Source organism: Paenirhodobacter sp. (genome assembly GCF_047600745.1).
GTDB lineage: Bacteria > Pseudomonadota > Alphaproteobacteria > Rhodobacterales > Rhodobacteraceae > Rhodobacter.
Genome location: NZ_JASGKI010000003.1, coordinates 241,691 through 266,528 on the forward strand (window position 1 = coordinate 241,691; position 24,838 = coordinate 266,528).

General features: G+C 58.5%; 21 protein-coding genes and 2 pseudogenes. 10 read left to right on the forward strand and 13 right to left on the reverse strand.

Features of this window, described 5'->3' with window-relative positions:
- Nucleotides 1-143: 143 nt before the first annotated feature.
- Nucleotides 144-1,019 carry a nickel/cobalt transporter gene (locus QM789_RS07710; RefSeq protein ID WP_420351361.1) on the reverse strand — a complete coding sequence of 292 codons (876 nt, stop codon included), beginning with the start codon at nucleotides 1,017-1,019 and terminating at the stop codon, nucleotides 144-146.
- Nucleotides 1,001-1,669 (reverse strand): DUF1007 family protein, encoded by a 669-nt coding sequence (locus QM789_RS07715; RefSeq protein ID WP_420351362.1) that lies wholly within the window; start codon nucleotides 1,667-1,669, stop codon nucleotides 1,001-1,003. Before QM789_RS07715 ends, QM789_RS07710 begins: the two co-directional genes overlap by 19 nt.
- A gap of 235 nt (nucleotides 1,670-1,904) precedes the next feature.
- On the opposite strand from QM789_RS07715, the gene QM789_RS07720 reads away from it, so the two are divergent.
- From QM789_RS07720 to QM789_RS07740, 5 genes are all read left to right on the forward strand, one after another.
- Entirely contained in the window at nucleotides 1,905-2,528 is a 624-nt protein-coding gene (locus tag QM789_RS07720; RefSeq protein WP_420351363.1) for a hypothetical protein, read from the forward strand.
- Between the two features lie 60 nt (nucleotides 2,529-2,588).
- On the forward strand, nucleotides 2,589-3,641 hold the full coding sequence (locus QM789_RS07725; protein ID WP_420351364.1) for an AAA family ATPase: 1,053 nt from the start codon (nucleotides 2,589-2,591) through the stop codon (nucleotides 3,639-3,641).
- A 141-nt stretch (nucleotides 3,642-3,782) separates the two neighbouring features.
- Complete coding sequence (locus tag QM789_RS07730) at nucleotides 3,783-4,121, forward strand: hypothetical protein (RefSeq protein WP_420351365.1); 339 nt, start codon at nucleotides 3,783-3,785, stop codon at nucleotides 4,119-4,121.
- 729 nt (nucleotides 4,122-4,850) lie between these two features.
- Nucleotides 4,851-5,234, forward strand: a complete 384-nt coding sequence (locus tag QM789_RS07735; protein WP_420351509.1) for a hypothetical protein — start codon at nucleotides 4,851-4,853, stop codon at nucleotides 5,232-5,234.
- Nucleotides 5,164-5,355, forward strand: coding sequence for an Ig-like domain-containing protein (locus tag QM789_RS07740; protein ID WP_420351501.1), 192 nt, complete (start codon nucleotides 5,164-5,166; stop codon nucleotides 5,353-5,355). The genes QM789_RS07735 and QM789_RS07740 overlap by 71 nt, the downstream gene beginning before the upstream one ends.
- Nucleotides 5,356-5,630: 275 nt before the next feature.
- Here the strand turns inward: QM789_RS07740 and QM789_RS07745 are convergent, their stop codons facing one another.
- Nucleotides 5,631-6,632 (reverse strand): hypothetical protein, encoded by a 1,002-nt coding sequence (locus tag QM789_RS07745; protein ID WP_420351366.1) that lies wholly within the window; start codon nucleotides 6,630-6,632, stop codon nucleotides 5,631-5,633.
- A gap of 409 nt (nucleotides 6,633-7,041) precedes the next feature.
- Between QM789_RS07745 and QM789_RS07750 the strand changes: the two genes are divergently transcribed.
- The gene (locus QM789_RS07750) at nucleotides 7,042-7,167 is read left to right on the forward strand and encodes a hypothetical protein (RefSeq protein WP_420351367.1); all 126 of its coding nucleotides are present in this window, start codon (nucleotides 7,042-7,044) and stop codon (nucleotides 7,165-7,167) included.
- A gap of 33 nt (nucleotides 7,168-7,200) precedes the next feature.
- On the opposite strand, the gene QM789_RS07755 is transcribed toward QM789_RS07750, so the two are convergent.
- From QM789_RS07755 to QM789_RS07790, 8 genes and pseudogenes are all read right to left on the reverse strand, one after another.
- Nucleotides 7,201-7,479, reverse strand: a complete 279-nt coding sequence (locus QM789_RS07755; RefSeq protein ID WP_420351368.1) for a helix-turn-helix domain-containing protein — start codon at nucleotides 7,477-7,479, stop codon at nucleotides 7,201-7,203.
- Complete coding sequence (locus QM789_RS07760; RefSeq protein WP_420351369.1) at nucleotides 7,448-7,720, reverse strand: BrnT family toxin; 273 nt, start codon at nucleotides 7,718-7,720, stop codon at nucleotides 7,448-7,450. The genes QM789_RS07755 and QM789_RS07760 overlap by 32 nt, the downstream gene beginning before the upstream one ends.
- Nucleotides 7,721-7,944: 224 nt before the next feature.
- The gene (locus tag QM789_RS07765; protein ID WP_420351370.1) at nucleotides 7,945-8,925 is read right to left on the reverse strand and encodes an ATP-binding protein; all 981 of its coding nucleotides are present in this window, start codon (nucleotides 8,923-8,925) and stop codon (nucleotides 7,945-7,947) included.
- Complete coding sequence (locus tag QM789_RS07770) at nucleotides 8,922-10,832, reverse strand: hypothetical protein (protein WP_420351371.1); 1,911 nt, start codon at nucleotides 10,830-10,832, stop codon at nucleotides 8,922-8,924. The genes QM789_RS07765 and QM789_RS07770 overlap by 4 nt, the downstream gene beginning before the upstream one ends.
- A 270-nt stretch (nucleotides 10,833-11,102) precedes the next feature.
- Nucleotides 11,103-11,861, reverse strand: a complete 759-nt coding sequence (locus tag QM789_RS07775) for a hypothetical protein (RefSeq protein ID WP_420351372.1) — start codon at nucleotides 11,859-11,861, stop codon at nucleotides 11,103-11,105.
- 57 nt (nucleotides 11,862-11,918) lie between these two features.
- Complete coding sequence (locus tag QM789_RS07780; RefSeq protein ID WP_420351510.1) at nucleotides 11,919-13,133, reverse strand: hypothetical protein; 1,215 nt, start codon at nucleotides 13,131-13,133, stop codon at nucleotides 11,919-11,921.
- Nucleotides 13,134-13,448: 315 nt separating this feature from the next.
- Nucleotides 13,449-13,862, reverse strand: a pseudogene (locus tag QM789_RS07785) (TniQ family protein); the annotation flags it as partial.
- Nucleotides 13,863-14,098: 236 nt separating this feature from the next.
- On the reverse strand, nucleotides 14,099-14,293 hold the full coding sequence (locus QM789_RS07790; protein ID WP_420351373.1) for a helix-turn-helix domain-containing protein: 195 nt from the start codon (nucleotides 14,291-14,293) through the stop codon (nucleotides 14,099-14,101).
- A 445-nt stretch (nucleotides 14,294-14,738) separates the two neighbouring features.
- Between QM789_RS07790 and QM789_RS07795 the strand changes: the two genes are divergently transcribed.
- Nucleotides 14,739-15,143, forward strand: a complete 405-nt coding sequence (locus QM789_RS07795; protein WP_420351374.1) for a hypothetical protein — start codon at nucleotides 14,739-14,741, stop codon at nucleotides 15,141-15,143.
- Between the two features lie 322 nt (nucleotides 15,144-15,465).
- On the opposite strand, the gene QM789_RS07800 is transcribed toward QM789_RS07795, so the two are convergent.
- The gene (locus QM789_RS07800) at nucleotides 15,466-16,842 is read right to left on the reverse strand and encodes a KAP family P-loop NTPase fold protein (protein ID WP_420351375.1); all 1,377 of its coding nucleotides are present in this window, start codon (nucleotides 16,840-16,842) and stop codon (nucleotides 15,466-15,468) included.
- A gap of 88 nt (nucleotides 16,843-16,930) precedes the next feature.
- Nucleotides 16,931-17,980, reverse strand: a pseudogene (locus QM789_RS07805) (IS630 family transposase).
- Between the two features lie 438 nt (nucleotides 17,981-18,418).
- On the opposite strand from QM789_RS07805, the gene QM789_RS07810 reads away from it, so the two are divergent.
- Genes QM789_RS07810 through QM789_RS07820 form a run of 3 tightly spaced genes read left to right on the forward strand, consistent with a single transcriptional unit; the run spans nucleotide 18,419 to nucleotide 24,638 of the window.
- Nucleotides 18,419-20,254: a type I restriction-modification system subunit M gene (locus tag QM789_RS07810; RefSeq protein WP_420351376.1), complete on the forward strand. Its 1,836-nt coding sequence runs from the start codon at nucleotides 18,419-18,421 to the stop codon at nucleotides 20,252-20,254.
- Nucleotides 20,251-21,528 (forward strand): restriction endonuclease subunit S, encoded by a 1,278-nt coding sequence (locus QM789_RS07815; protein WP_420351377.1) that lies wholly within the window; start codon nucleotides 20,251-20,253, stop codon nucleotides 21,526-21,528. Before QM789_RS07810 ends, QM789_RS07815 begins: the two co-directional genes overlap by 4 nt.
- A gap of 11 nt (nucleotides 21,529-21,539) precedes the next feature.
- Nucleotides 21,540-24,638, forward strand: coding sequence for a type I restriction endonuclease subunit R (locus QM789_RS07820; RefSeq protein ID WP_420351378.1), 3,099 nt, complete (start codon nucleotides 21,540-21,542; stop codon nucleotides 24,636-24,638).
- Nucleotides 24,639-24,838: the final 200 nt, after the last annotated feature.

The window sequence follows — 24,838 nt, forward strand, 5'->3', positions numbered from 1 at the left end:
TCCAGTGCACTCCGGGATTGTTGAAAGTGACCGAAGCTTCTCTGAAATTCCATACCACGTCAAGGCGCCCCTGTCTGTGGGGGCCAAGATTTTCAACGGCAGCCACTTCGGAAACTGTGGGTGGCGCAGTCGGGCCCATCCTTTCAGACCAGGCGAAGCGCTGTGGCGCCGGCCAGAACGGCAATTGTCACCCCGAACATCAGTTCGAACACCGCCAGGACCGGTCGCAGGGATCGGCCCTCGGGCAGGGCGAGAAACACGCCCCGGCGCATCAGGGCCGCGATCAGACCGGCCGAGACGGTAACCGCCGTCGTGCCCAGCCCCATGACGAAGGCCCCCAGGATGCCGAGAAGATCAAGGTCGAGCCGCGCAGTCAGGATCAGCAGGAAAAGCGCGCTGGTGCAGGGCCTTAGCGCGACCCCAAGGATCAGCGCTGCCGATGTGCGCCAATCCGCCGTCACCGCAGCAGGATCGGGCGCGTGGCTGTGACCGCAGCCGCAATCATGCCCGTGCTCGTGGGCATGATCGTGGCCGTGCGCCCGGCCCCCCGCCAGTCGCCGCGCGCCCCGCCAGGCCAGCATCAGCCCGAGGGCCGCGATCAGCACAAGGGACAGCGGTTCGATCACGCCAGCCAGCCCCTCGACACGCTCCCGCGCGCCATCGAACAGCCAGACGACGGCATAGACCAGCAGCACCGCGACCGCAGCCTGCGCGAGGCTCGACAGCGCGGCGAGGGCGCTCAGCCGACGCAGCGAGGCAGGTGAGGCGGCGGCATAGGCCGCGATCACCGCCTTGCCATGCCCGGGGCCAAGCGCGTGCACAAAGCCATGGGTAAAGCACAGTGCAAGGAAGCCGGTGACCGCGCCCGGCTGTCCAGCCCGCAGCGCGCGCAATGCGCCGGCCAATGCGTTCTGCGCCTCGCGTTGAAAGGCGATCACATCTCGCGCGAGCCAGTCTTGCATGCCCAGTGCAAAAGCCCCGGCCACTACCAGAGATACGATCAGCGCTGCGCGTCGCATTTCAACACAACCTGATCGGCAAAGGCGCCACCAACTTCGGGATATTTGCCTTGCTCCATCATCTCTTCCTCGGTCAATTGTCCCAACAGCTGGTCATAGAGCTTTTGCGCCGCACCGGTGTCGGCCTTGACGATGGACACCCGGCATCCGTCCCGGCCCCGGACCTCGGGAATGCCGGAAAGCTCGTAGTAGGCGTAATAGCTGGGATCGTAGGCCTGTAATATCACCGGGGTCTGATCGAGGGGAATTCGCTCGGGAAGGGCACGCAGATAGGTCAGAACCAGCTGCCCTTTCAGGTAATCTGCCTTCATGTCCAGCGGTCTACGCAGTTCGACGGAACTTCCGTCCCGGCTGAGATAAAGATCCCCGCCATAGCCTTCGGGCCATTGGCTGAACTTTGCGGCCAGGCGTTGCTTCTCCTCACCGGTCAATTCGCCATTGCCGTCGCTATCCATTCTCAGGTCTTCGATAATCAGCATCGACGTCAGGTCATCCCATACCCATACCACGTCGATCTCCCCAAGCCGTCCCTCGCCATCCGCGCGAAAGGTCAGCTGGGTGTCGATGAATTCATGCGGATGCGCCGCGGCCTGACAGGGGCACAGGCAGCACAACGCGAGAACGAAATGGAGAGGCGGGACGCGCAACATGGGGGCGAATTACTCCGCGCGCCCTGCCATAGCCAGCCCTGCGTGTGTTTGTGGCCGGATCCTCCCTGATTTTCGCTGTGCTGCTCCCTCCGCCCGGATGCGGGGGGATGCTCATCAGGCCGAAAGCTCGCGCCGCACGATATCGGCCCCCGCGCTCAACGCCGCCAGCTTCCCCTGTGCCACGGTGTGGGACAAGGGCGCCATGCCGCCCCTAGCAGGCTGCTGAAATAGTCGGGTGAGCGGAACGGTTTCCGCTGCGCTTGGGGGGCGGAAACCGTTCCGCTCACCCGACTATTTCAGCAGCCTGCTAGACGTGCCCGAAGGCGGACAACCGTCCGAAGGACAACAGCGCATCTACGCGACCTTCAATACCTATGCTGAACAATCGCCGCCTGGGCGCGGTCTGCATATCATCGCCAAAGGCAGGGTTGCCGACGGCGGCGTGCGGAACAGCACGTTGGGCGTGGAAGTCTATTCGCCGGGCCGGTTCTTCACGTTCACCGGCAATGTCGTGCGCGACGAAGCGATAGCCTATTGCCAGCCGCTTGTTGATATTCTTATCGAACAACTGCGACCGAACCGGAGCATCGCTGTAACCGAAATCGCTGATCCGTGCCCATCGCCACAGATTACCGACGAAACCTTGTGCGAACGTATCTGCCAGAGCGATGCGAACCGCGCATATTACGAAGGCCGCGTGGCGGATTGGTCCAGCGCATACTTCGCGCTGATCTGCGCAGCGTGCCTGTTTTCCAGCGATGAAGCGCAGGTGCGCCGCGTGGTGATGGCAAGCCCGCTGGTGCAGGACGCCCCGCCCAAAGGTCGGGAAACGCGGGCACAGAAGGCCGAACGCCTGTAGGCACGGGAATACGCCAGCGCAGCCCGCAGGGGCGCACAGGAACGGCAGGAGAGCGCCGACATGCAGAATGGCGTCAGCATCGACCTTTCGGGCCAGCTTGCCCGTGCCACGGCCCCGGCAATAGGCCAGGGCGATAGGCCGGGACAGTCCCTGCTACGTTCAGCCCGTGACCTTCAACGTCGGCACTTCCCCGCAATCCGTTGGGCCGTGCCGAATATTTTGCCCGAAGGTTTGACCATCTTTGCGGGCGCGCCCAAGATCGGGAAAAGTTGGTTTACCCTCGACGTTGCCCGCGCCAAAGCCGACGGTGATTGCGTAATTGGGCAGCAATGCGAGCGCGGTGACGTGCTGCTTCTGGCCCTTGAAGACAACGAACGTCGGTTGCACGACCGCTTTCGCCGGATCACGGGCGGCGACTTTCCCGATAACCTCGACTATGCTACCGAATGGCCGCGCCTTGACGAAGGCGGAGTAGACTACGTGGCGAACTGGATTGAAGGCGCGGCGAACCCTTCGCTTGTCATCATCGGCACGCTTGCCATGGTGAAGCCGATCCCCACAGGGCGTAACAAATCGGCATATGACCACGACGTGAGCGCATTGAAGCCGTTGCATCGCCTTGCCAGCGAAAAGCGCGTGGCAATCGTCGTGGTGACGCACACGCGAAAGGCGCAGGCCGACGAACCCGTAGAGCGCGTAAGTTCGACGCTTGGCCTAACCGGCGTCGCGGATACGATCATGCTTTTAGGGCGCGGTCCCCGCGAAGCAACCGGCATTCTCTATGCTCGTGGCCGGGACATTGCCGAATTTGAACTTGCGGTGAAGTTTGAAGATCATCGCTGGCAGGTCGAAGGCGACCCGAAGCTAGCCTTCGCAGGTGACACGCAGAAAATCCTAATCGACGCCATGACCAAGGGTGCAACAACGCCGAAGAAAATGGGGGAAGCGACCGGCCTTTCCGGCGAAAACGTGCGCCAAACCCTGCAACGCATGGTAAAGCAACAGCGCGTTTTCCGGCAAGGCTACGGGAAGTATGTCTTGCCCGCATGGACCGATACCCCGGCTTTCCTCCTAGATACCCCCCATCACACTAGTAACAGTCACAATGGGTAGCCCTGTCTAGATACCCCCCGTCACAGTAGTAACAGATAGATTGACTGTGGCGGCTGTGACTATGATCCCTTATAGGAAATCGCCTGCGGCTCCGCCCCTGTGGGCATATCATCGCAATGTAACGAGAAAAGGAACGTAGACATGGCAACTTTTATGGTATTCGATGAAATCGACCCGCAAGGATTTACGAAAGGCAAGTTCGTAATCAGTTCGGATGCTATCATCAGTATGAAAGAAGTTATCTTACCGAATGGTGCGGAGGCCGCGCGAATAACGACGACTGAAATTGATGTAGCGGAAGGCGACGGAAACGCCGCGTCGTATTCACGACATTACTTGGTATCCCCAAAAGTGCCTGATTTTCTTGCGCAGTTTCCGGCGGCTGACACCGGACAATCGGAAGTTGATATGCTCAAGCGGGCGCTTGAGTTGCGGGGTGCATTCAAGGGCGCACGCCAGACGCGCAGAGTAGGCGGCTAGCTCCCCCTGTGGGTATGGCAGAGGCACTATCTGCCATGTTACATTGAGTTTACGTCGTATTTTTGTAGATAACCAACCCTACTAACTTTCTATACATATTGACCGCGAAGTGTAATCCGAAGAGGGACCGATGTAGAAAGTTAGTTCCAGCCTTTTCCTTCGTTTTCATGTTGCCGAAATCGCCGTTGACCATGTGAATTAGAAGGGCCTGAGCTAGCCGTAACGGAATTCACGGTGCAGCTTCAATCCATGTCAGACCCTTGCAGCGAAAGCGAAATCGCGGATAGCCCCCGCCCCCTGCAAGTGCGGGTGAAGTTGAATACCGTGCAAGACGTGCAGCGCGAATTGTCGAAGTTGTATCGTCTCGCAAGGGCAAAGAAGCTGGACGTATCGAAGCATCAAAGCTGTCGAATATTCTAGTCACAATCGCCCGGATTATGGAAACTTCCGATCTTGAGCGCAGGCTTGATGCGTTGGAAGGCAAGCAATGATCCGCTTTCTTAAAAGCCGACTGGCGAAGTTAGAGGCTTTACGGAGAAATTGAATACAGCGCCGAACCGTCGCAGAATACTGCGCTGTTACAGGCCGCAACATCAGCGAGCTGCCCATAGGACCGCATATGCTTATGCCGAAGTGGTGTAGCGTTAACGAACTTGAGCGCGCTCTACACAAGCAACAGGCCGCATTGATCGCATCGGCCCGCAACTCTATCAAAAAGGGAACAGAACAATGACTATCAGCAACGTCACGCCGGGCGCGGGTCAGCGCATCGGAAGCTTGCTTGGCAACAATCAATTCCTTGTCGCGGGTATGGACGACGTTCGTAGCGTGCTTACGTCGCGCGTTCAGCTTTCGATCAAGCTTGGCGCAAGCAATAAGTCGATTGCTGATCGTGTCAACATGACGATTACGGCGCTGAACGACTATTCCAAGCATGCATACAGCCTCGCAGGCAATCTCACAATCACGCAGCACGCCAAGCACGTCGAAGCGAAGGCCGTCGCCGTGAAGGCCGCGAAGGTTGTAGATGATCTTTACAGCTATGCGGAGGCAAAGGCCAAGGAAGGCGGCGAGAAACCGAAGTCGTCACCGGGGGGCGACGCTTTCCAGTAGCGATACCGCCGTTGCCACGGTCGCAGCCGACGGCCTGATTACCGGCGTTTCCGCAGGAATGGCCACCATTACGGCCGCCTACAGCGGGCGTTCCGCAACCTTCGCGGTTCAGGTCGCCTAACCAATAGCCGTCCCGTTTGTTTCCCCTTCCGGGACGGTTAGCTCGGCGCGTTTGTCGGATGGCGCGCCGGGCAGACCCTGCGCCAAGCCGCATATTGACCCTCTGGCCGATAGGGGCCTGATCGGCCTGCCCGTGTGGGCATGGGCTGCTGACGACCGGGAAGGGCTTTTGGCACGGTTGCCAGTTCGATAGAGGATCGACGTCCCCGGTTGCGGGAACTTCCGGGGGGCGTTGATAGGGGGCGGCTGGCGTGTTCGGGGCGTCAGCCGCCTTTTTTATTCTTCAACCTCATATTTGTCTGCGCGAAGGATAATCGCTTCTATCACGTCATTGCGTCGAATCTTCGCATTAATCTGGAGCCTTACTGGTGCCTTGCTCCATTCAGCTTCTTGAATAATCTTTCTGTCATTTAGCGATGACATAACTTCTTGGACATTCGCTTGGAAAGTTTCGCCATCACCAACAGATTCCAGATGGACCTTAAATCCATCTGGCACAGTAGTATCAACCTTTAATATCTTGTAAACGCCATCGCGCCTCTCTTCTTCGGATGCCACGCGACTGGACTTCGTTAAACTATCTGCGGCGGCGGTTGGCAATGATATGCCGTTAACTTCGGCGTCGACATGCGCTGTATGCTTTATCAGATCCATGCGCGCGTCATCGGCTTCTTCTTTCAAATCGGAAAGAATTGGCTCTTTCTTCATGGCTTTCTCAAGAAGTTTCGTCTTTTCAGCGTCACCTGCGACCGCAACCTGAATTGTCTCAAGCGCCTTTATCATCGACTTTGAACTAGTTTCCGCAAGGCGTTCCTCCTTCCGGTTTTCGATCCAACTACGCCAGACAGATTGGCCTGCCCAAATGAGGGCAAGCGCAATAGTAACAATTGCTATTGTCTTGGCGTCCATCTTGTCGACTGCCCCGATAAGGACTTCCTTAATAATGTCCGTAAGTGCGGCTTCTTGATCCGAACTTCCACTTTGGACAGTTACAACGAGTTCCAGCTTCTCGCGTTCCGCTTCGGTCAATCTTCTGGCGTCGGCTTCGCCGTGTTCGACTAAGGCGTAGGACCGATAGATCGCGCGTTGGGTTTCTACCCAACCCTGCATCATGTAGGCGCTCAGCGCGGAATCGTAGCGCTTTCCCGGTATGTAAACGCTGGCTTTGACCCATTCGCCAAACTCGATTTTGTCGCTGTCGTCAACGACGATGCTGCCATCCATCAAGCCTTTGAGGGTTGCCCACGCTTCTTCTTCGGTCTCAATAGTGATCGTCATTTATCGCCGCTGTGCTGATAACATTTCCGCTACCGAAGCAGCTTTCGTCGCCAGCATCAAGGATTTGTGCAACTTGCAGCAGATCGCTTGCCATGGGTAGTCCGGGGGTAGCTTCGCGCAGCCGAAGTGCTTGCCGTCGCAGCTGCACCGAAGGCCAGTATCATGTTTTCGTGAGCGGTCGCGGCCTGCGCCGGGCCGGAAGCACCCCCTTCCGACTGTCGATTTTGTAGCAGTATGAGGTTAGTAGATTTCAGAGGATTGAAAATTATCCAATGAAATGTCAAATGAGCATAACAGTGCAATTTTCGGGCTGCAGTAAAACGAATCGCCTGTAACCTGCTGTACATAATTGCTTATTATCGGACTCTCGCGGGTCGGAAGCATATCCATGCACGCCGGAAGCATATCCGTGCAAATCCAGAAGCGCCACGTCGCGCATGAAAAAGGCCCGCAAAAGCGGGCCTGGAAAGCTTTGGATATCGGAGGTTTTGTGATGATCGCGGAGGGCCGGGATCAGGTCGCCGTTCAGGGCTGATGGTGTGAATCCCCGGCCAGTCGGGAAGGCAACCTATGCCACAGCCTTCGCCACAATATCGGGATGCTGACCAATAACACGGACATAAGCCACCGCGAAATCCGGGGCTGTCGCCCGAGCCTGTTCCCAGTCCCGCAGGGTGCCGACCGGAACGCGGAAGCGGCGGGCGAACTCGGTTTGCGACAAGCCCAGATCGGTGCGCGTCTTACGGATCAACCGGGCACGTTGGCCGCGCTCCATACCTTCAATGGACACATCCCGGTCCTCGGGCTCCGCCGGATCAGCAGGCAGAATGATATGCTCTTTCTTCACCTTGGTTGCTCCTTCTCACCGAAATGAAGCGGGGCAGATCGTCCCGCCATACGAACACGCCGGTAAACAGCTTCTCGCCCACAAGACCCACCACCTTGAAGCGATCCTCCTCATCCTCGGCACGGATGGTGGGAAGGATCAGGTGGTTGTCGTCCTCGAAGATCCGATCGCCGAAGGCCAGAGACAGCTTGTGCTTCTGTTGATTGGCGGCGTCTTTCGCGGGGTCGAACCTGTCTTTCATGGAATGAGTATACGGAAAGTCAGTAGAGTCTGTAAAGTGGAAAATACGGGAAGCCCGTATGATTGCGGTCACCAGAACTGTCCTTGCGGCCCTTTTGTGAGAGCGGGACCAGGCAGGCCCCTCTCGTTGCCCCAAAATGACAGAGTGCCACGAAGGCGAAGAACCATCGCCGATCAATCGATGGAGGTGAACCGTCCTGCTGGCGCGGCTGGTCATTTGGACACTCATTGCCGTCCTGCCAGTCCTTGGTTTTCCCAAAGATCGAACATCTTCTCCCCCTTGAACAACGGTTCGAAATTCTCGATCGAAAAGGGCGAATATCCCGGCGCGAGGCCGGTGCGCGCGGCAAACGCCCGGCAGAAATGCTCCGGTCGCAAGGTCGTCGTGGCGGAGCCCGTTGCCGCGACACAGGCGTCGATCAGCAACTCGATGGCCAGCCCCCAGCGGTTGGCACAGGCGCAGGTCAGGCGGCGAAAGAAGTCGAGCGAGCTCAGGTTCGAGAAGTCTACGCCGGCCTTGTCGGCGTAAGCGAAGCACAGGCTGTTCAACTCCTGCTGATCCTCGGACCGTTGCAGGCGAATTTCGTGGAACTGGACCGGGCGCAGCAGATAGGCCAGTTGCTCTTCGCTGGCGATGTGTCCGACCAGTTCATCGACCCCCGAAAGCACCAGCATCAGCGGCCAATCCGGGCCTTTCAGCAGCGATTTGAAGCTGTCGAGGATCATCGCCCGACCATCGGCGCTTTTCTTGGGGAAGATGTGCTGGCATTCGTCATAGTGAATGCCGTGCACGCCCTGCGCCCGTGCCTGAAACCCCACCATGTCCCAGATTTCCCGCTGGGTCATTTTGCCTCGCGTCGGCATGTGAAGCCCCTCCCGCAGGGTATGAACGCCAAGGTCTTTCCAGGTCATCGTGCCCGCCAGCATGACGCTGACAATTTTGGCAGGTCTGCCATCTGGCATCACGGTGCCGCCGTCGTTCAGCTTCGAAAGAAGATGCTCGATTTCCGCCGATTTCCCGGTCCGCGACGGGCCGGTCACCAGCAGGCCGCGTGCCTCAAACCGCCGACCGAGCGAAGCCTTGGACCAATAATCCGTCAGCATCCATTCAAACCCCTCGCGCAGCTTCTCTGCGCGGGGGAAGGCGTAATGGGCACCGCGCAGATCGGCGAAGGCCCGGGCAGTTGTGGTGTTCACGAAGGTCATTTCAGTTTGCCCTTCGTATCAGGGCGTCCGAACGGCACGGGCTGTCCTTCAGCTTCTTCAGTTTGCCCCTCGATCGCAGGTGACAGCCCTCCACCAATGTCCCAGGCCTCCGGCAACTCGCCGAGCTTCCCGATCATACCGGGCGCCACTGTCCCCGGCATATGTTCGGGGCGATGCGCATGCATACCGGTCGTTAGCCGATCGGCCTTCGCCTGAGCCTCCGAAAGGGTCATATAGCTGCACGGGATGTCGCGCTCGATCGCAACCCGCCGGAGCATTTCGAAACGTTCGTTGCGGATGCGCGCCAAGCGCAGATCAAAGTCCTTGGTATCCAGAGGGTCTTCAGCGCGAACCGCTTCTACGTGGGACAAATACTCTGCGAGCGTCATGTCCCGCATCGCGGACCAACTGAGATCAGCCATAATCTGATCTGGGCAGCCGCGGACCAGGATCGTCACCTCGTTGATACGGTCAGGATCGAGGTACACCGCGACCTTACGGCACTCGCTATCACGATGACGTTGCAACTCGGGGGAGTTGAACGGCAGCCCCAACACTTTGACGCCCTCATCGGTGATGGTCGCCTCGAAGCGCCACCCGAGATGAAGCCTCCGGTCCTGAGGCGAAATAGGCGGCACGGCCCAGCCTTCTTTTGCGAGGCGTTCTGCTACCTTGATGGGGCGTTGACCGAAAAAATCCGTACCATAGTGTCGTTCGGATGGGTATTCGTCGATCAAGTATTTGGTGATCATCGCATAGAGTTCTTCACGCACAAATGCGGCCGATTTCATCGCATCATATCCTTTGAGCGCACCGGCGCGATTGCCGGTAAAGCCATGAATCAAATTGTACAACCGGGCTTCCAGTCCGCCGAACATGCGCTCTATATAGGGTTTGTCTCCCGAATGATACGCGCGGACATCGACGACCTGAGAAGCCAGGCCCAGCAACGCTGTTTTAACTGCGCTATTGCGCAGCCCTGAGCCGTTGTCATTCCGGATGCAGGCAATCCCAATAGGTGGCATAGGATCGAGCTCGCACTCATAAATTATTTTTTCGCGATCCTTACTGCGGGTGGCCATCCGGAGAGCTTCAAGTGTTGCATCGCCACCCGGAGCATCCGTCAGCACCCAGCCCACAGGCATCCGCGTTGCGACATCCAGCGCGAGCACGAGCCAGAGTCTGGTTTTGACGTATTCGCTGAGTTCTTCGAGTGCGGCCTTTTCCTCGCTGCTAAGGCGCTGCCACATTCCAACCCGGCGAACGATTGCAATGAGCGAAATTTTGCATTCGTCAATTTCCACCAGATCACCAACCATCAGGGCTTGGGTGTCAGTGCGGCCTCGTGTGCAATTGTTGGTCGTCGCTCTCTCGCCATCCCTTGCAATTGTCAGAACCGCCACACCCAGAGATTTTATATGAGTGGAAACAGTTCTGGCCGAAACCGGTCTCAGCTTTTCAAGCCGGTTGGCCGCGCGCCGGACATTTTCCAGCTCAACCAGATCTTTGTGTCGACGATGTACTGAGGCCACATTTGGACATTTCAGGTCGAGGGCCACATCTTCGATTGACTGATCGAATAAGTTCTCGCACACGACGATGGACTCTGGGGCTTCTATTTCCGCGTAGCCACGTCTGATCTGCCAGAGCCATTTCATCATAACCAGATTTAACAAACCGCTCCCAGTATTCAAATAGTGTTCGTCCTTTTGGCATGGATGCAATGAGACGAATTGAGCCGCCACGCGGGGCAACGCTGATCGGTCGCGCAGCATAATGCTGACGTGCGACTTCCTGAACCTCTTTGCGAATTTCATGGGTATCGAGATAGCTTGCGCGAATGCGTTGCCCTCGTGCGGCAAGAGCCTCCACGCCGAAAACAAGAGCTTTTCGGAAGTCGATTTCATCGTTTCGTTCCCGCGAAAGCTGATCCCGATGGACGAGATTTCCTCGCCGCATGCGGGCCAAAGCGGCGTTGCACCGACCATATGCGGCCGATTGCGACGCTCCCGGGTGTTTGGCCCTGAGCAAATATTCCTGATATGTCCATATCTCCTGAAACCCGGTCTCCAGCTCTTCGGCCCGAACCATCGCATCAGCAGAAGGATGGAGAATATATGCTCGCCCATTTTGCACCAGTTTGGTGCCAGGCGCGATCATGGGGCGAAATTCGAAAGTCATGCTTCTGCCCTCCAAATCCGGGAGTGCTGACAAATGACAGCATCCATATCAGCCTGTAGAGCGCTCTTCGCGATCAGGCGCAGGCAGGCCTTGAAAACCCGCCCAGGCTGAAGATCAGCGCTGCCGAACAGATCACTGATACGCCATAGATTTTGGATATTTTCGGCGACCTTTGCTACCGCATCGTCGGCTTCCGGATCAGGCTCGAAAGCAACGACCTGATGCATGCGGCGGAGGTTGTCCCGCCGCGCGCGGTTATAGGCGTCGGCGTCGACAACTGCAAACTTGTGAGCTTCATGCACCGGTGCGGCCCGCCAGATGGCCCTGATTTCTTCCGCGACGCTCGGCTTCGCCAGGCTTGAGGCGTTGCGGACAAAAACGAGGCATCGAAGCCCAGACCGGTACGTAAAACGCAGGTCAATCGTATGCCAGCGGGGACCACCGCTGGGCCCGACATAAGAAAAAGTCAGAGGTTGAAATTCGACATCATAGATGTGGGGGTTGATCAACGCCTCGTGTGCCACCGCTAATTCTGCAAGGCTTTCAGCCAAGCCGACTTTTGGTTGCCAATTGTTCTTAGCCGTTTTGTATTTCATCGCCACCTTTTGGCTGATACTACTGGCGGTCAGCGGATTGCGCGTTCCGGTCCATGGCAAAACCCCTTGGATTGGTCCCAACTCGACCTTGCCTGCTGATTTTAGCTTGGGCTGACCATAGGCCCATTCGTCATGATCAATGATATATTGACTATGCATATTTCATACCACTGCAATTCGGCAGAACCGATTTCTTGTCAGATTTCGATAAGGCGTTCAGTTCGAGAACAGGCCGTGAAGCCGCGCTTCATCGACGAACAAGAGCCGTGCCAAACGCTCGCCACCTGGAAGGTAGGCGATGCGCTCTATGTCGGTGCGCTGGAAGATTTTCTGGCTGTCGCCGATCAATGGCAGCGGATAAATATTGTTCTCTTCGATGTAGCGCTGTGTCTCTTCGAAGTTTGCCTTCCTGGTTCCAGAAAGTGCACGAAGAACGATGTATTCATTCGCAAAAACTTCAATGTCTGCGTGTCGGAAAAGACGAACCGCGCGGTTTGCAAGGCGATGATCCATCATGATTCCGGTCAGGAATTCGCCCTCGGCAAGAGCATGAATAGTGCCCGGCTTAACGCCCATCAGCCTGGCGGCTGTTGCCGCCGTGACAAACTCGGGAGGAAACTCAGACAGTAGCAGGTTTAGGGTGGTTAAATTTACATAAAAGTCCGGTAATCTGAACGGCGCATCAAGCGGTGAGGTAAGGCGGAATTCACCGGAGAGGGCGCGTGCGAGTAATGCTGCAATCGTGCAGTGGCACCGCGCCGCTGCTTTTCGCAGCGGCACATGATCCGAGCCTTGCGTGATACCGCAATCCGCAGCATCGCGAAGGCGATGTACGAAACGAATCACTTCGTCCTCGTGAAAGACAGGCATGCCATCGTCATTGGGCGGGAAGTGCAAATTTATCACCCCATCTCCGCAGAGACGTTCCATCGTGTATCGATCCGCGCCGATTGTACTGCGCGTAACCGCGAAAGAGTTGAGTTTTTTAACCTCGGCGACGGCGGCGTCCATAGTTTCACGCGGGATAAGCGTGGCGCGATCGCTGATCGTATTATCGGATGTCTTTCCCTCAATTGCCCCAACCATACAGAGTTGTCGGTTCAGAAGGGAAATTGGGACATCTGATTCTTTTGCCGCAATTCCGATCGTTAATACTCGCGAGCAGTGGGACAATTCACCCAGAATGGAAGTGCCGTCGGGAATATGAAAATTGTCAAGGATGAATTCGCGCACCAGGTGGCGCAGTTCGTCGAAAGCTTCATCTTTACGTCGCTCGCGAAGACAGGTCAGGAGCGGCGTGTAAAGCTTACCGTAATCCGCCTGATCGGTACCCGCCATCTCCTGAATTTCTTTAAGGCATGCTATAATTCTGACCGGTCCCTCTCGAAATATCTGGAAGCCAACAGCCCCCGCCTCGATCAACTCTTGCACTGAGAGGTCCTGGGGGCGGCTATTGGGTCCAAATCGCAGAAGTACACCCAACGCCTCGCAAAACAGCGCAACTACGTGGAACTCGAAGTGGTCAATCCAACCCGGGCACCGGGCATTCATGATCCGATCGAACAGATAGTTTTCGAGCCCGCGTGAGCTTTCAGGAATGGATATAGGCTGCGATGGTGCCCATGATCTCAGGTGCGGGATGATATCGTGTGCTTCTCTTGTCGTACAATTGAGCCGATTTTGCTCAAGTACGACACCGTGTCGATGACAACTGCGAATGGCTGCAACCTGCCATATCCCACGTTGATAGATCCCGGCATCGCCATGGACGCTCCTATCCTCTTGCAAGCAGAGTGGACAAATCTGACCGCCCATGCGGCGGAATGCCGAAAACTTGATCCGCTCACGGCCGAGGACAAACCAGCCCGGCTTATACAGGCGGGGCGTGTGAAATCGGAGGAGGTCAGGATCAGCGCCCGTGAGCCGAGCGACCTGGCCAATTTCGTCTTTTCGCCCATTGGCGAGATCGCGGAACGATATCTGCTGATCGGTGCATGCGTCCTGGAGTCGCTCATAGCCGTTTGCCCGCGCCGCTCGGCCCAGCAGTGAAGCAGCGGTTTCGCCGTGGCCCGGCTGAATTTGGACGGGCAAAGAGCCCCTTGAGAGCGGAACAGGACTTCCTGCCCGACCGCGTGGGCAGGTGAGAGTTGGATCGATCATTGTTTAGCTGGCAATCCGAGCGCGTGTGGCAGCAAAGTCACCACAACGCACCCGACTGCATCTCCTTCATCAGGTTGAACTGTTCCGCCCGACGGCGGCCTGCCATCGGATGGTTGACTTTCGTGATGATTTCTGGGATGAAGGTCAGGTCGGGAGTTTCGCGGCTACTGACAGACCTTCGATTGAAGGATGAGGCCTTTTTGCGTTGGCGCGCGGAAGGCCTTTTTCTTATCGTTTCATGAAGTTTTCCTTTCTGTTACATACCGTTCGGGGAAAAGTTCCTGTGGCGTCGTGCCCAGGACGTCGGCGATGGCCTTTTGCACCGTCGCAGAGCGTCGGCGCCCGAATGAACAAGCGCTGATACTTGTGTGAGTCACCCCAAGGGCCCGCGCCAAATCCGCAAATGACGATCCCGCGATTCGCAGACGCATTTTTATAAGCTCATGTCGTTCACGATTTTGGTACACGGGGGCCTGCGGAGCTGTGAGGGTCAGTATGAACCTTTGGCCCAAAGTGATTCGTCGCGCAAGAGGATGATTCGTTTTTTTCGCCCGTGCGGGTTGCTCTTCGCCATAAATTACTAAAATAACTCAACGAATTAGCTGAGCAAAGCTCTGCAATATAGCTGAGTAAAGCGTACGGAGCGGATGACGAAACTACTGTCTCTGAAGGGTTTTTGTCCTGACGCCTCAGAGCGGGTAGCGGCGCAGCCTTCAAACTTTCACCGGGCAGGAGAAGGCTTCTGGCGCCAAGATCGGGATTTCACTTTTTTGTGAATACTCGCCTTGCTTCCGAAAATTTGCGGAGGTGGCGATATGTTCACCCTAATATTCCGCATACGTTCCAGCCCTCAGGCTCAATTCCGCGTGACGACAGATGGATATGGTGATGATGAAATGTCTAAGTGAAGAGGCCGAGAGCGCGATATATGCGATGCGTTTTGTAGATCCATGCATTTCTATGGAGGGTGATGCGCAGCGCCGGGGCCACGCCGACACCCCCGTTTGCTTTCTGCTGCGCAAACTTAAAGACGCTGAAAAGCGAATTTCTGCGACAATAGCTGCCGCAGAAATCCATCGAGCCAGATCGCGGGGAGGTAGACATGGGCGACCACATTCGATGACTCCGGAGCGGGCAGCCGTTGCAACCAGGATGCTCAAGGCCGGACAAGCCGGGCAGATCGTCTGGAAGACGCTCGCCGCGATGCAGGGGCCCCCGATCGGGCGCTCGGCCTATTATCTCTGGTTGAAATACCATCACCCAAATCTGGAGCGTAAATAAAAATTGGATATCTCATGCTGTCGCGGCCCGAAGTGCTCGCTTTCAGTGAACACGACTGCGGGGTCGGCCCTTGGTGTCTCGCGGTTAAGCATCGCGAACCATGACACCCGCTAGATACAGTGCGATGGGATAACGGTTCAGCCAAGCGATCGCTGACGGTGATAATATGGACAACGGACAATCCCCGACAGAATGCCGCGAGAGAGGCAACGGACTCGGTCAGCCCACAAAGCGATCATGGAATTCAAGTGCAAGACGTCCTGGAACCATGCCCGATGTCAACGAAACAGCATGGGGTTGCGCATAAAGGGTTCGTCACAGATTACGACTGCGAACCCGGAAGGACAAAACTTCCCAGATATTTTCTATGAATATTGCGCGGCACGTTTTTGGCGTCCCCAACCCCCACGCGGCCGGGTTCACAGAGACGTTCTCTCTGGTATTTTTCCGGCTGTTCTCCGTTTGTAATCACAAACTCCCACGAATCGGATATATCTTTCGCTCCATGCCTGTGGCGAGATTCGTCATTTGAATTCAATGTTTCAGGCGCAATCCCATAAAATCTTTGAACTTCAAGCAACGTCAGGGTGCCATTCAATGCCTTTTGTTCCAATTCTTGCGCGTGTAGTTGGAACATGAGCATCGAAGCCAATACCGCCCTCCACCCGTCCGATGATACCGCCTCCAGCCCGCGCGATGATGTTGTGAATACACCAGGTTTCACCAGTGCCAATCTGCTCACAAGCTGGTTCATATCCCGCAGAGTAAGCACGTGGACTTGTGCCGCCATCTCCAGATGGCATTTGAGTAGCCGGATGGCGTCGTTGCTAATTTCCATACTTTCAGCCACGCTCTCGAAATAGGATATAGCCAGTGGCTCGGCGTATTCGTCGTTCGTCCGATCCGGAAGACGCAAGGAAACCGAGATAAATTTGCGCAGATACCGCTCGGCGTCTATTCCGAACCCATATCGCGCTCGAACGCTGTGTCCGAGGGCTTCCAAACTCACGCCGAGCACGAAATGAACATTAGGCACTGAGAAGAAATGCTTGATGACCTCTAGAAGCGCCAGCGCGTAATCAGGTCTGCATCGGTCGAGTTCATCCACAACAACAACCAAGGGAACCGGATCATCATCGGCTTCGGCTTCTGTCATTGTCAACTCTATCAGGGCAGCACGAAGTTGCTGCATGGCGGCACGCTTGCCATCCTCGCGCTTCCAGAACGATTCCGCGGCAGCTTCGAACTCCTTGCTGGTGGCTTCGGCGGCAGCGCCCGCAATCGACCCGGCAAGTTCTGAAATCGCACTGATGGCGACCGCCCGCCCGATGCGGGCGAACGGCGCGGCTGCCATCTTGAACTTATTCCAAACCTTGCTCTCTTCCCTTTTTGGGAGTCGATCACCGATGACGCCGGTCAGGGCGATCAGCGGGTCGTCCATGAAGTCGTGGGCGAAGGCATCGAAATAGACTGTGGTCGCGCGGCCATCGTTCTCCAGTCTGTGCGCGCCCACCCAACGTTTCAAAAACCATGTCTTGCCAGAGCCCCATCCACCGTCGAGAGTAATGACGAGCGGATCCTCGATCCTTTCGACCAGATCGGAAAGAGACTTGCTCGTTTCGCGCCGATTGTAAGGATCGTCGTCGCCAAACCCGACCTCATACAGCGTGATTTCGGGATCGGGCGGATAGAGCTTCATATGGATTTCCATGGTCTTTCTGGTTCGGGCGGCAGTATGACCAGCACGTCAAGTAACGCAAGACCTACTGTTCCGAGTCTGACGCTTGTTACCTGTTTCCGCGGATATCATCGAGTGCCTTGAGGGCGCGGCGTTCGCGGCTGAGGATATCCTCGGCCGATTTGGTCCAGATGAAGGGCTTGGGCTTTGCATTGTGAAGGATCAGATAGTCGTAGATCGCCTGTTCGAGATCATCGACTCTGGAATAGCTTCCCCTGCGGATGCGGCATGTCGTGATCTCGGCGAAGAAGCGTTCGACCATGTTCTTCCATGAGGCGCTGGTGTGCGTGAAGTGCAGCCTGAAACGCGGATGTTTTTCGAGCCAGGCCACGACCTCGGGCGTCTTGTGGGTAGCGTAACTGTCGGGCACGAGGTGGATGTCGCGCGGCTTGCGGACCGCGCGGTCGATCCGGCGCAGGAAGGCGATAAACTCCCTGGCCCGGTGCCGGGGCATGCCATCGCCGATCACCATGCCCGATTTCACGTCGAGCGCGGCGAACAGGGTGGTCGTGATCATGGGTCATGGTGGCCGCGCGGCCCTCCTTGAGCGGCAGCACCGGCTGGATCCGGTCGAGTGCCTGGATCTGCGACTTTTCATCGACGCAGAGCACAACCGCCCGCGCTCGGGCGGGTCGAGGTAGAGACCGACGATCTCGGTCACCTTCTCCTCGAACAGCGGATCGTTCGAGACCTTGAAGCTGCGCGTAAGGTGCGGCTTGAGCCCCGCTTCAGCCCAGATACGGCCGGTCCCTGATGGCGAAATGCCCACCGCCTCGGCCATCAGCGCCCGGCTCCACTGCGTGGCATTGGGCGGAGCTTCCCGCACCGTCTTCGTGATCACCTTGAGGCGGATCCCGCGTGGCAGCGGCGGCACCCGCGAAGGCCGGGTCTTGTCCCGCCGCAGTCCGGCCACGCCTTCGTCGAGGTACCGTTCTTGCCAGCGCCAGACCGTGGGCTTGGAGGTCTGCGCGCGCCGCATGATCTCACTGGTCCCGCAGCAATCCGCCGTTGCCAGCCACACGATCTTTCGCGCAGTATTGCGGTCCGAGATCAGTGCTTCCAGCCGTGCGCGATCGGAAGGGCAAAGATAAAGGCAGATTTCATCACGTCCATCATGGCGATGGCAGCTTCGTGCTTCGCCGTATAATCTCGGAATTGGGGCCGCGTCACCTTCTTCCTAAACTTCAAGTGCCCGGCCACGCTGGCGTCGTGAAGCTGGAAGACGCTTCGCCAGATCCGCCCCGATCATTGTATCCTTCATTGGCCGTTCTCGCCTTTGCGTGGCGTTGAACACCACGACTTTGGCACATCGCGATGCCGTCTGGGGAGGGCGGCAACCGTCCCATCTTCTGCTGCTCGACGAAAAGGCGCAAACGACCAGCGGCCGCCGCATGATTGGCTGAAAGCTCAGTGGCAGGTCAAACGGCCCCTTCTGCCCGCGCCAGGGGACTTGGAGTCGCTACAATCGCGGGCTCTCTCCTGTTGCGCTCGCCGCCCCAAACTGGTCAATGTGGTGGAAAATATCGGGAATACCACATTGAACCAGCAAGCCTTGTCCGCCTTCCTCTGGTCGGTCGCCGATCTTCTTCGCGGCGACTACAAGCAGTCGGATTACGGCAAAGTGATCCTGCCCTTCACGGTGCTGCGTCGCATCGACTGTGTGCTGGCGCCGACGAAGGAGGCCGTGCTGGCCGAACGCGCCCTGCGCAAATCCCAGAACATGCCGCCCGCGCCCTTCCTGCGCAAGAAATCGGGCGTTTCCTTCTACAACGACAGCCCGCTCGACCTGAAGAAACTGGTGGGCGATCAGGACAATATCGCCCTCAACCTGCGCGGCTACATCCTCGGCTTCTCGCCTGAGGTGCGTGACATCTTCGAGCATTTCGAGTTCGACACCCAGATCGACCGGCTCGCCCGCGCGGGCCTGCTCTACCAGGTAGTCGAGAAATTCGCGGGCATCGACCTGCACCCCGATCAGGTCAGCAACCACCAGATGGGCCTTGTGTTCGAGGAACTGATCCGCCGCTTCTCGGAACTATCGAACGAGACCGCCGGCGAGCATTTCACCCCGCGCGAGGTCATCCGCCTGATGGTCAACCTGATCTTCACCGAGGATGACGACGCCCTGACCAAACCCGGCATCGTCCGCACCATCTACGACCCGACGGCGGGCACCGGCGGCATGTTGTCGGTGGCCGAGGAATACCTGACCGACCTGAACCCCTCGGCCTCGGTCTCGCTCTTCGGGCAGGAACTGAACCCGGAATCCTACGCCATCTGCAAGGCGGACATGCTGATCAAGGGCCAGGATGTCGGCAATATCCACTTCGGCAACACCCTGTCCGATGACGGCCACCCCGACCAGAAATTCGACTACATGCTGTCGAACCCGCCCTTCGGCGTCGAATGGAAGAAGGTCGAGAAGACCGTGCGGGCCGAGCATGAGCGCCGGGGCCATTACGGCCGCTTCGGGCCGGGCCTGCCGCGCGTCTCGGATGGGTCGCTGCTGTTCCTCATGCACCTGCTGTCCAAGATGCGCCCCGCGCAGCAGGGCGGCGCGCGCTTCGGGATCGTGCTGAACGGCTCGCCCTTGTTCACAGGCGGCGCGGGTTCGGGCGAAAGCGAAATCCGCCGCTACGTTCTGGAATCCGATCTGGTCGAGGCCATCGTCGCCCTGCCCACCGACATGTTCTACAACACCGGCATCGCCACCTATGTCTGGATCCTGTCGAACCGCAAGCCGGCGGCGCGCAAGGGCAAGGTGCAGCTGATCGACGGCTCGGGCTTCTGGCGGAAGATGCGCAAGTCGCTGGGATCGAAGCGCAAGGAACTGGGCGAGGAGGACATCGCCACCATCACCCGGCTGTTCGGCAGTTTTGCCGAGGCCGAGATCGCCCGGATCAGCGACGCAGAGGGCAAGGAGATCGGGCGGGAAATCGTTCTGGCGGGAGAAGCGCCGCCCGCCGCGCCTGCGGGCGGCAAGGTCAGGCTTGCGCCGCTGTCGCGCATCCTGCCGAACGAAAGCTTCGGGTTCCGCCAGATCACCGTCGAACGCCCGCTGCGGGATGAGGACGGGGCCATCACCCTTGGCCAGCGCGGCAAGGCGAAGGGCAAGCCGCAGCCCGACTCGCGCCTGCGCGATACCGAGACCGTGCCGCTGTCCGAGGATATCCACGCCTATTTCGCGCGCGAGGTGCTGCCCCATGCGCCCGACGCCTGGATCGACGAGGACAAGACGAAGATCGGCTATGAGATCCCCTTCAACCGGCATTTCTACGTCTTCGAGCCGCCCCGCCCGCTGGCCGAGATCGACGCCGACCTTGCGCAGGTGACGGCGCGGATTCAGGAAATGCTGAAGGGGCTGACGGCATGAAGCCCTATCCGGCGTATAAAGACAGCGGGGTTGAGTGGCTGGGGAAGGTGCCGGAGGGGTGGGAGGTCAAGCGCCTTCGGCACATAGTGCGATTGCAAACCGAAAAAGCGACGACAACACAGAACCCCATCGCACTTGAGAACATAGAGGGTTGGTCAGGGCGGATCGTTGAAACCGATACGGAGTTTGAGGGTAACGGCGTTGCATTCGACGTAGGCGATATTCTGTTCGGCAAGTTGCGCCCCTACCTCGCAAAGGTGGCCGTGGCAGAGGCCGGCGGTGAAGCCGTAGGCGATTTCCATGTTCTCCGGCCCTCTGGTGATGTGCTTTCCCGGTTCCTGCAACTCGAATTGCTCACACCCTCGGTGATTTCCACCATAGACAGCTCGACCTATGGATCAAAGATGCCCCGCGTTAGCTGGGAGTTCATGGCCGACCTGCGGTTTCCTCTCCCCCCACTCCCCGAACAACAGGCCATTGCCGCTTTCCTCGACCGGGAGACGGCGAAGATCGACGGGTTGATCGAGGAGCAGCGCCGCCTAATCGCGCTTCTGGCCGAGAAGCGTCAGACCACCATCAGCCACGCCGTCACCCGCGGCCTGAACCCCGATGCAAGCCTCAAACCCTCGGGCGTGGAGTGGTTGGGGGATATTCCCGAGGGGTGGGAGGTTCAGAAGTTAAAGTATCTAGGTGAAGCGATTACTGGATTGACCTATTCACCGGATGATGTCGATGATGCGGGGCTTCTTGTCTTGCGGTCTTCCAACGTTCAAGGTGGTCGGATCTGCTTGGAAGACAACGTGTATGTTGCCTCAGTTGTTCCAGAAAGGCTTTTGGCGCGGCAGGGGGATATCCTAATCTGCTCCAGAAACGGCAGTCGCGCTCTGATCGGGAAAAATGCAGTCATAGAGGGCGAGGCGGTTAATAAAACTTGGGGAGCGTTTATGACGATGTTTCGCGGGGATATGAATGATTTCCTGTATTTTGTCATGAATTCAGCAATATTTCAATACCAGAGCGCCTCATTTTTAACGTCAACGATCAATCAGCTTACCATCGGGAACCTCAACTCCATGGAGGTTCCAGTTCCGGCGCGAGAAGAACAGCGCGAAATTATTGATTATCTGCAAAAGGTAACCGCCCAACTCGACACCCTCACCGAAACCGCTGCCAGTGCCATCACCTTGCTGCAAGAACGCCGCTCCGCCCTGATTTCCGCCGCCGTCACCGGCAAGATCGACGTCCGGGGCCTCGCCCCCGCGAAAGCCGCCTGAAAGGATCCGCCATGGCCACGCATAGGGAAATCGGCTTCGAGGATGTGATCTGCGACCATCTTGCCGCGCATGGCTGGCTTCATGCCCCCGGCGACGCTGCCGGATATGACCGTGCCCGCGCGCTGTTCCCCGCCGATCTGGTGGCCTGGCTCGACGAAACCCAGCCCGATGCCTGGGCCGAGGCAAAGGCCCGGCATGGCGAGGCGGCGATCTTTGACCGCCTGCGCAAGCAGTTGAACACCCGCGGCACGCTCGACGTGCTGCGTCGGGGAATCGACCTGGTGGGCCTGCGCGCGCCGCTGACCCTGACCCAGTTCCGCCCCGCCATGGGCATGAACCCCGAGATCACCGCGCGCTATCAGGTCAACCGCCTGCGCGTCATCCGCCAGTTGCGCTATTCCGAGGCGAATGGGAACTGCCTCGATCTGGTGCTGTTCCTGAACGGCCTGCCCGTCGCGACGGTGGAGCTGAAGACCGATTTCACCCAGAGCGTTCAGGATGCCGTCGATCAATACCGCTTCGACCGCAACCCGCAGGAAAAGGGCAAGAAACCCGAGCCGCTGCTGTCCTTCCCCGGCGGCGCATTGGTGCATTTCGCGGTGTCCGACCGCGAGGTGATGATGACCACGCGGCTGGCCGGAGCGGACACACGCTTTCTGCCCTTCAACAAGGGCGACCATGGTGCTGCGGGCAATCCGGTCAATCCGAACGGCCACCGCACCGCCTATCTGTGGGAAGAAATCTGGGCGCGGGAAAGCTGGCTGGAGATTTTGGGCCGCTATATGGTCGGGGTGCGGGATGCGAAAAAGCACCTGACCGGCATGATTTTCCCGCGCTTCCACCAGCTGGACGCCACCCGCCGGTTGCGCGCGGCGGTGCTGGAGGAAGGGCCGGGCGGGAAATACCTGATCCAGCATTCGGCGGGGTCGGGCAAGACCAACTCCATCGCCTGGACGGCACATCTGCTGGCCGATCTGCATGACGCGCGGGACGAGAAGATTTTTTCGTCGGTCGTGGTGGTGTCGGATCGCAACGTGATTGACACCCAGTTGCAGGAGGCGATCTTTGCCTTCGAGCGCACGACCGGCGTTGTGGCGACGATAACGGGCGAGGCGGGGGCGAAGAGCGGACAACTGGCCGAGGCGCTGGCGGGTGGCAAGAAGATCGTCGTCTGCACCATCCAGACCTTTCCCTTTGCGCTGAAGGCGGTGCAGGATCTGGCGGCGACCAGCGGCAAGCGTTTCGCGGTGATCGCCGACGAGGCCCATTCCAGCCAGACCGGCGAGGCGGCCTCGAAGCTGAAGCAGGTGCTGTCGGCCGAGGAACTGGCCGAGATGCAGGACGGCGGTGAGATCAGCGCCGAGGACGTACTGGCCGCGAACATGGCGGCGAAGGCGGGATCGTCGGGGATCAGCTTCATCGCCTTTACCGCGACGCCCAAGGCCAAGACGCTGGAACTGTTCGGTCGTCGCCCCGACCCCGCCGCGCCCGCCGGACCGGGGAACCTGCCCGAACCGTTCCATGTCTATTCGATGCGGCAGGCCATCGAGGAGGGGTTTATCCTCGACGTGCTGAAGAACTACACGCCCTATGCGCTGGCCTTTCGGCTGGCGAATGGTGGCGAGGAGATGGACGACCGCGAGGTCGAGCGCGGCGCGGCGCAGAAGGCGCTGATGCAATGGGTGAAGCTGCATCCTTGGAACATCGCCCAGAAGGTCGCCATCGTGGTCGAGCATTACCGCGCCATGGTGATGCCGCTGCTGGACGGTCAGGCCAAGGCGATGGTGGTGGTCGAAAGCCGCAGGGAGGCGGTGCGCTGGCAGATCGCCATGCAGAAATACATCGCGGAAAAGGGCTATGGGCTGGGCACGCTGGTGGCTTTCTCGGGCGAGGTGGTCGACCCCGACAGCGGCCCCGATCCCTTCACCGAGACGTCGAAGGTGCTGAACCCCGGCCTGCGCGGCGACATTCGCGAGACATTCAAGGGGCCGGAGTTCCACGTGTTGATCGTGGCGAACAAGTTCCAGACCGGCTTCGACCAGCCGCTTTTGTGCGGCATGTATGTTGATCGGCGGCTGGCGGGCATCCAGGCGGTGCAGACGCTGTCGCGGCTGAACCGGGCGTATTCTGCGGGCGGGATCACCAAGGATACGACCTATATCCTCGATTTCGCCAACAGCGCCGAGGACATCCTGACTGCCTTCCGCACCTATTACGAGACGGCGGAACTGGAGGCGGTGACCGACCCGGATCAGGTGCTGGACCTGCGGGCAAAGCTGGATGCGCTTGGCTATTACGACGATTACGAGGTGGATCGCGTGGTCCGTGCTGAACTCAACCCCAAGGCCAGCCACGCCAGCCTCTCCGCCGCCATCGAGCCTGTGGCCGACCGGCTGCTGAAATCCTTCCGCACCGCGAAGGAGGCCGGGATCGCCGCCCGCGCCGCTGGCGACGACCGGGCGGCGTTGGTTGCCAAGCAGACCCAGGACGCGCTGACCCTGTTCAAGGCCAATATGGGGGCCTTCCTGCGGCTCTACAGTTTCCTGTCGCAGATCTTCGACTATGGCTCGACCGCCATCGAGGCGCGCAGCATCTTCTACCGCCGCCTGATCCCACTTCTGGATTTTGGCCGCGAGCGGGAGGGCGTGGACCTCAGCAAGGTGGAACTGACGCACCACAAGCTGACCGCCAAGGACAAGACGAACCTGACCCTGGGCAGCGCGGCTGAGAAGCTGAAGCCGATGACCGAGACCGGCTCTGGCGAGGTGCAGGACAAGGAAAAGGCGCTGCTGTCCGAGATCCTGTCGAAGATGAACGACCTGTTCACCGGGGTGACGGACAATGACCAGCTTTCCTATGCCATGGCGATCAAGGGCAAGCTGTTGGAGAACGAAACCCTCTCCCAGCAGGCCGGTAGCAACCAGAAGGAGCAGTTCGACAACTCGCCGGTACTGAAGACCGCGCTTCTGGACGCGATCATCGGCGCTCTCGACGCCCATTCGGCCATGAGTCGCCAGGCACTGGAGTCACAGGCGATCCAGGACGGGCTGAAAGCCGCGCTGATGGGGCCGGGGCGGCTGTATGAGGCGCTGAGGGAGCGGGTGGCGTGATAATAGGAGAGAAGAGGCCAGACCTCCTTTGTTGTCAGTCGGGGGGTAAGAAGAGAGGCCGCAGCCAGCCGCCTCGATCCCGCTTGGTAAGCTCAGAAGGCGGTTGGGTGGTGTTCTTCGGCGTCCACTGCATCGGGTCAGCCTTGAATTGAACGGAAATAGAGGCCATAGAGGCGTCCAGTTATAAACTCCATCAGTTG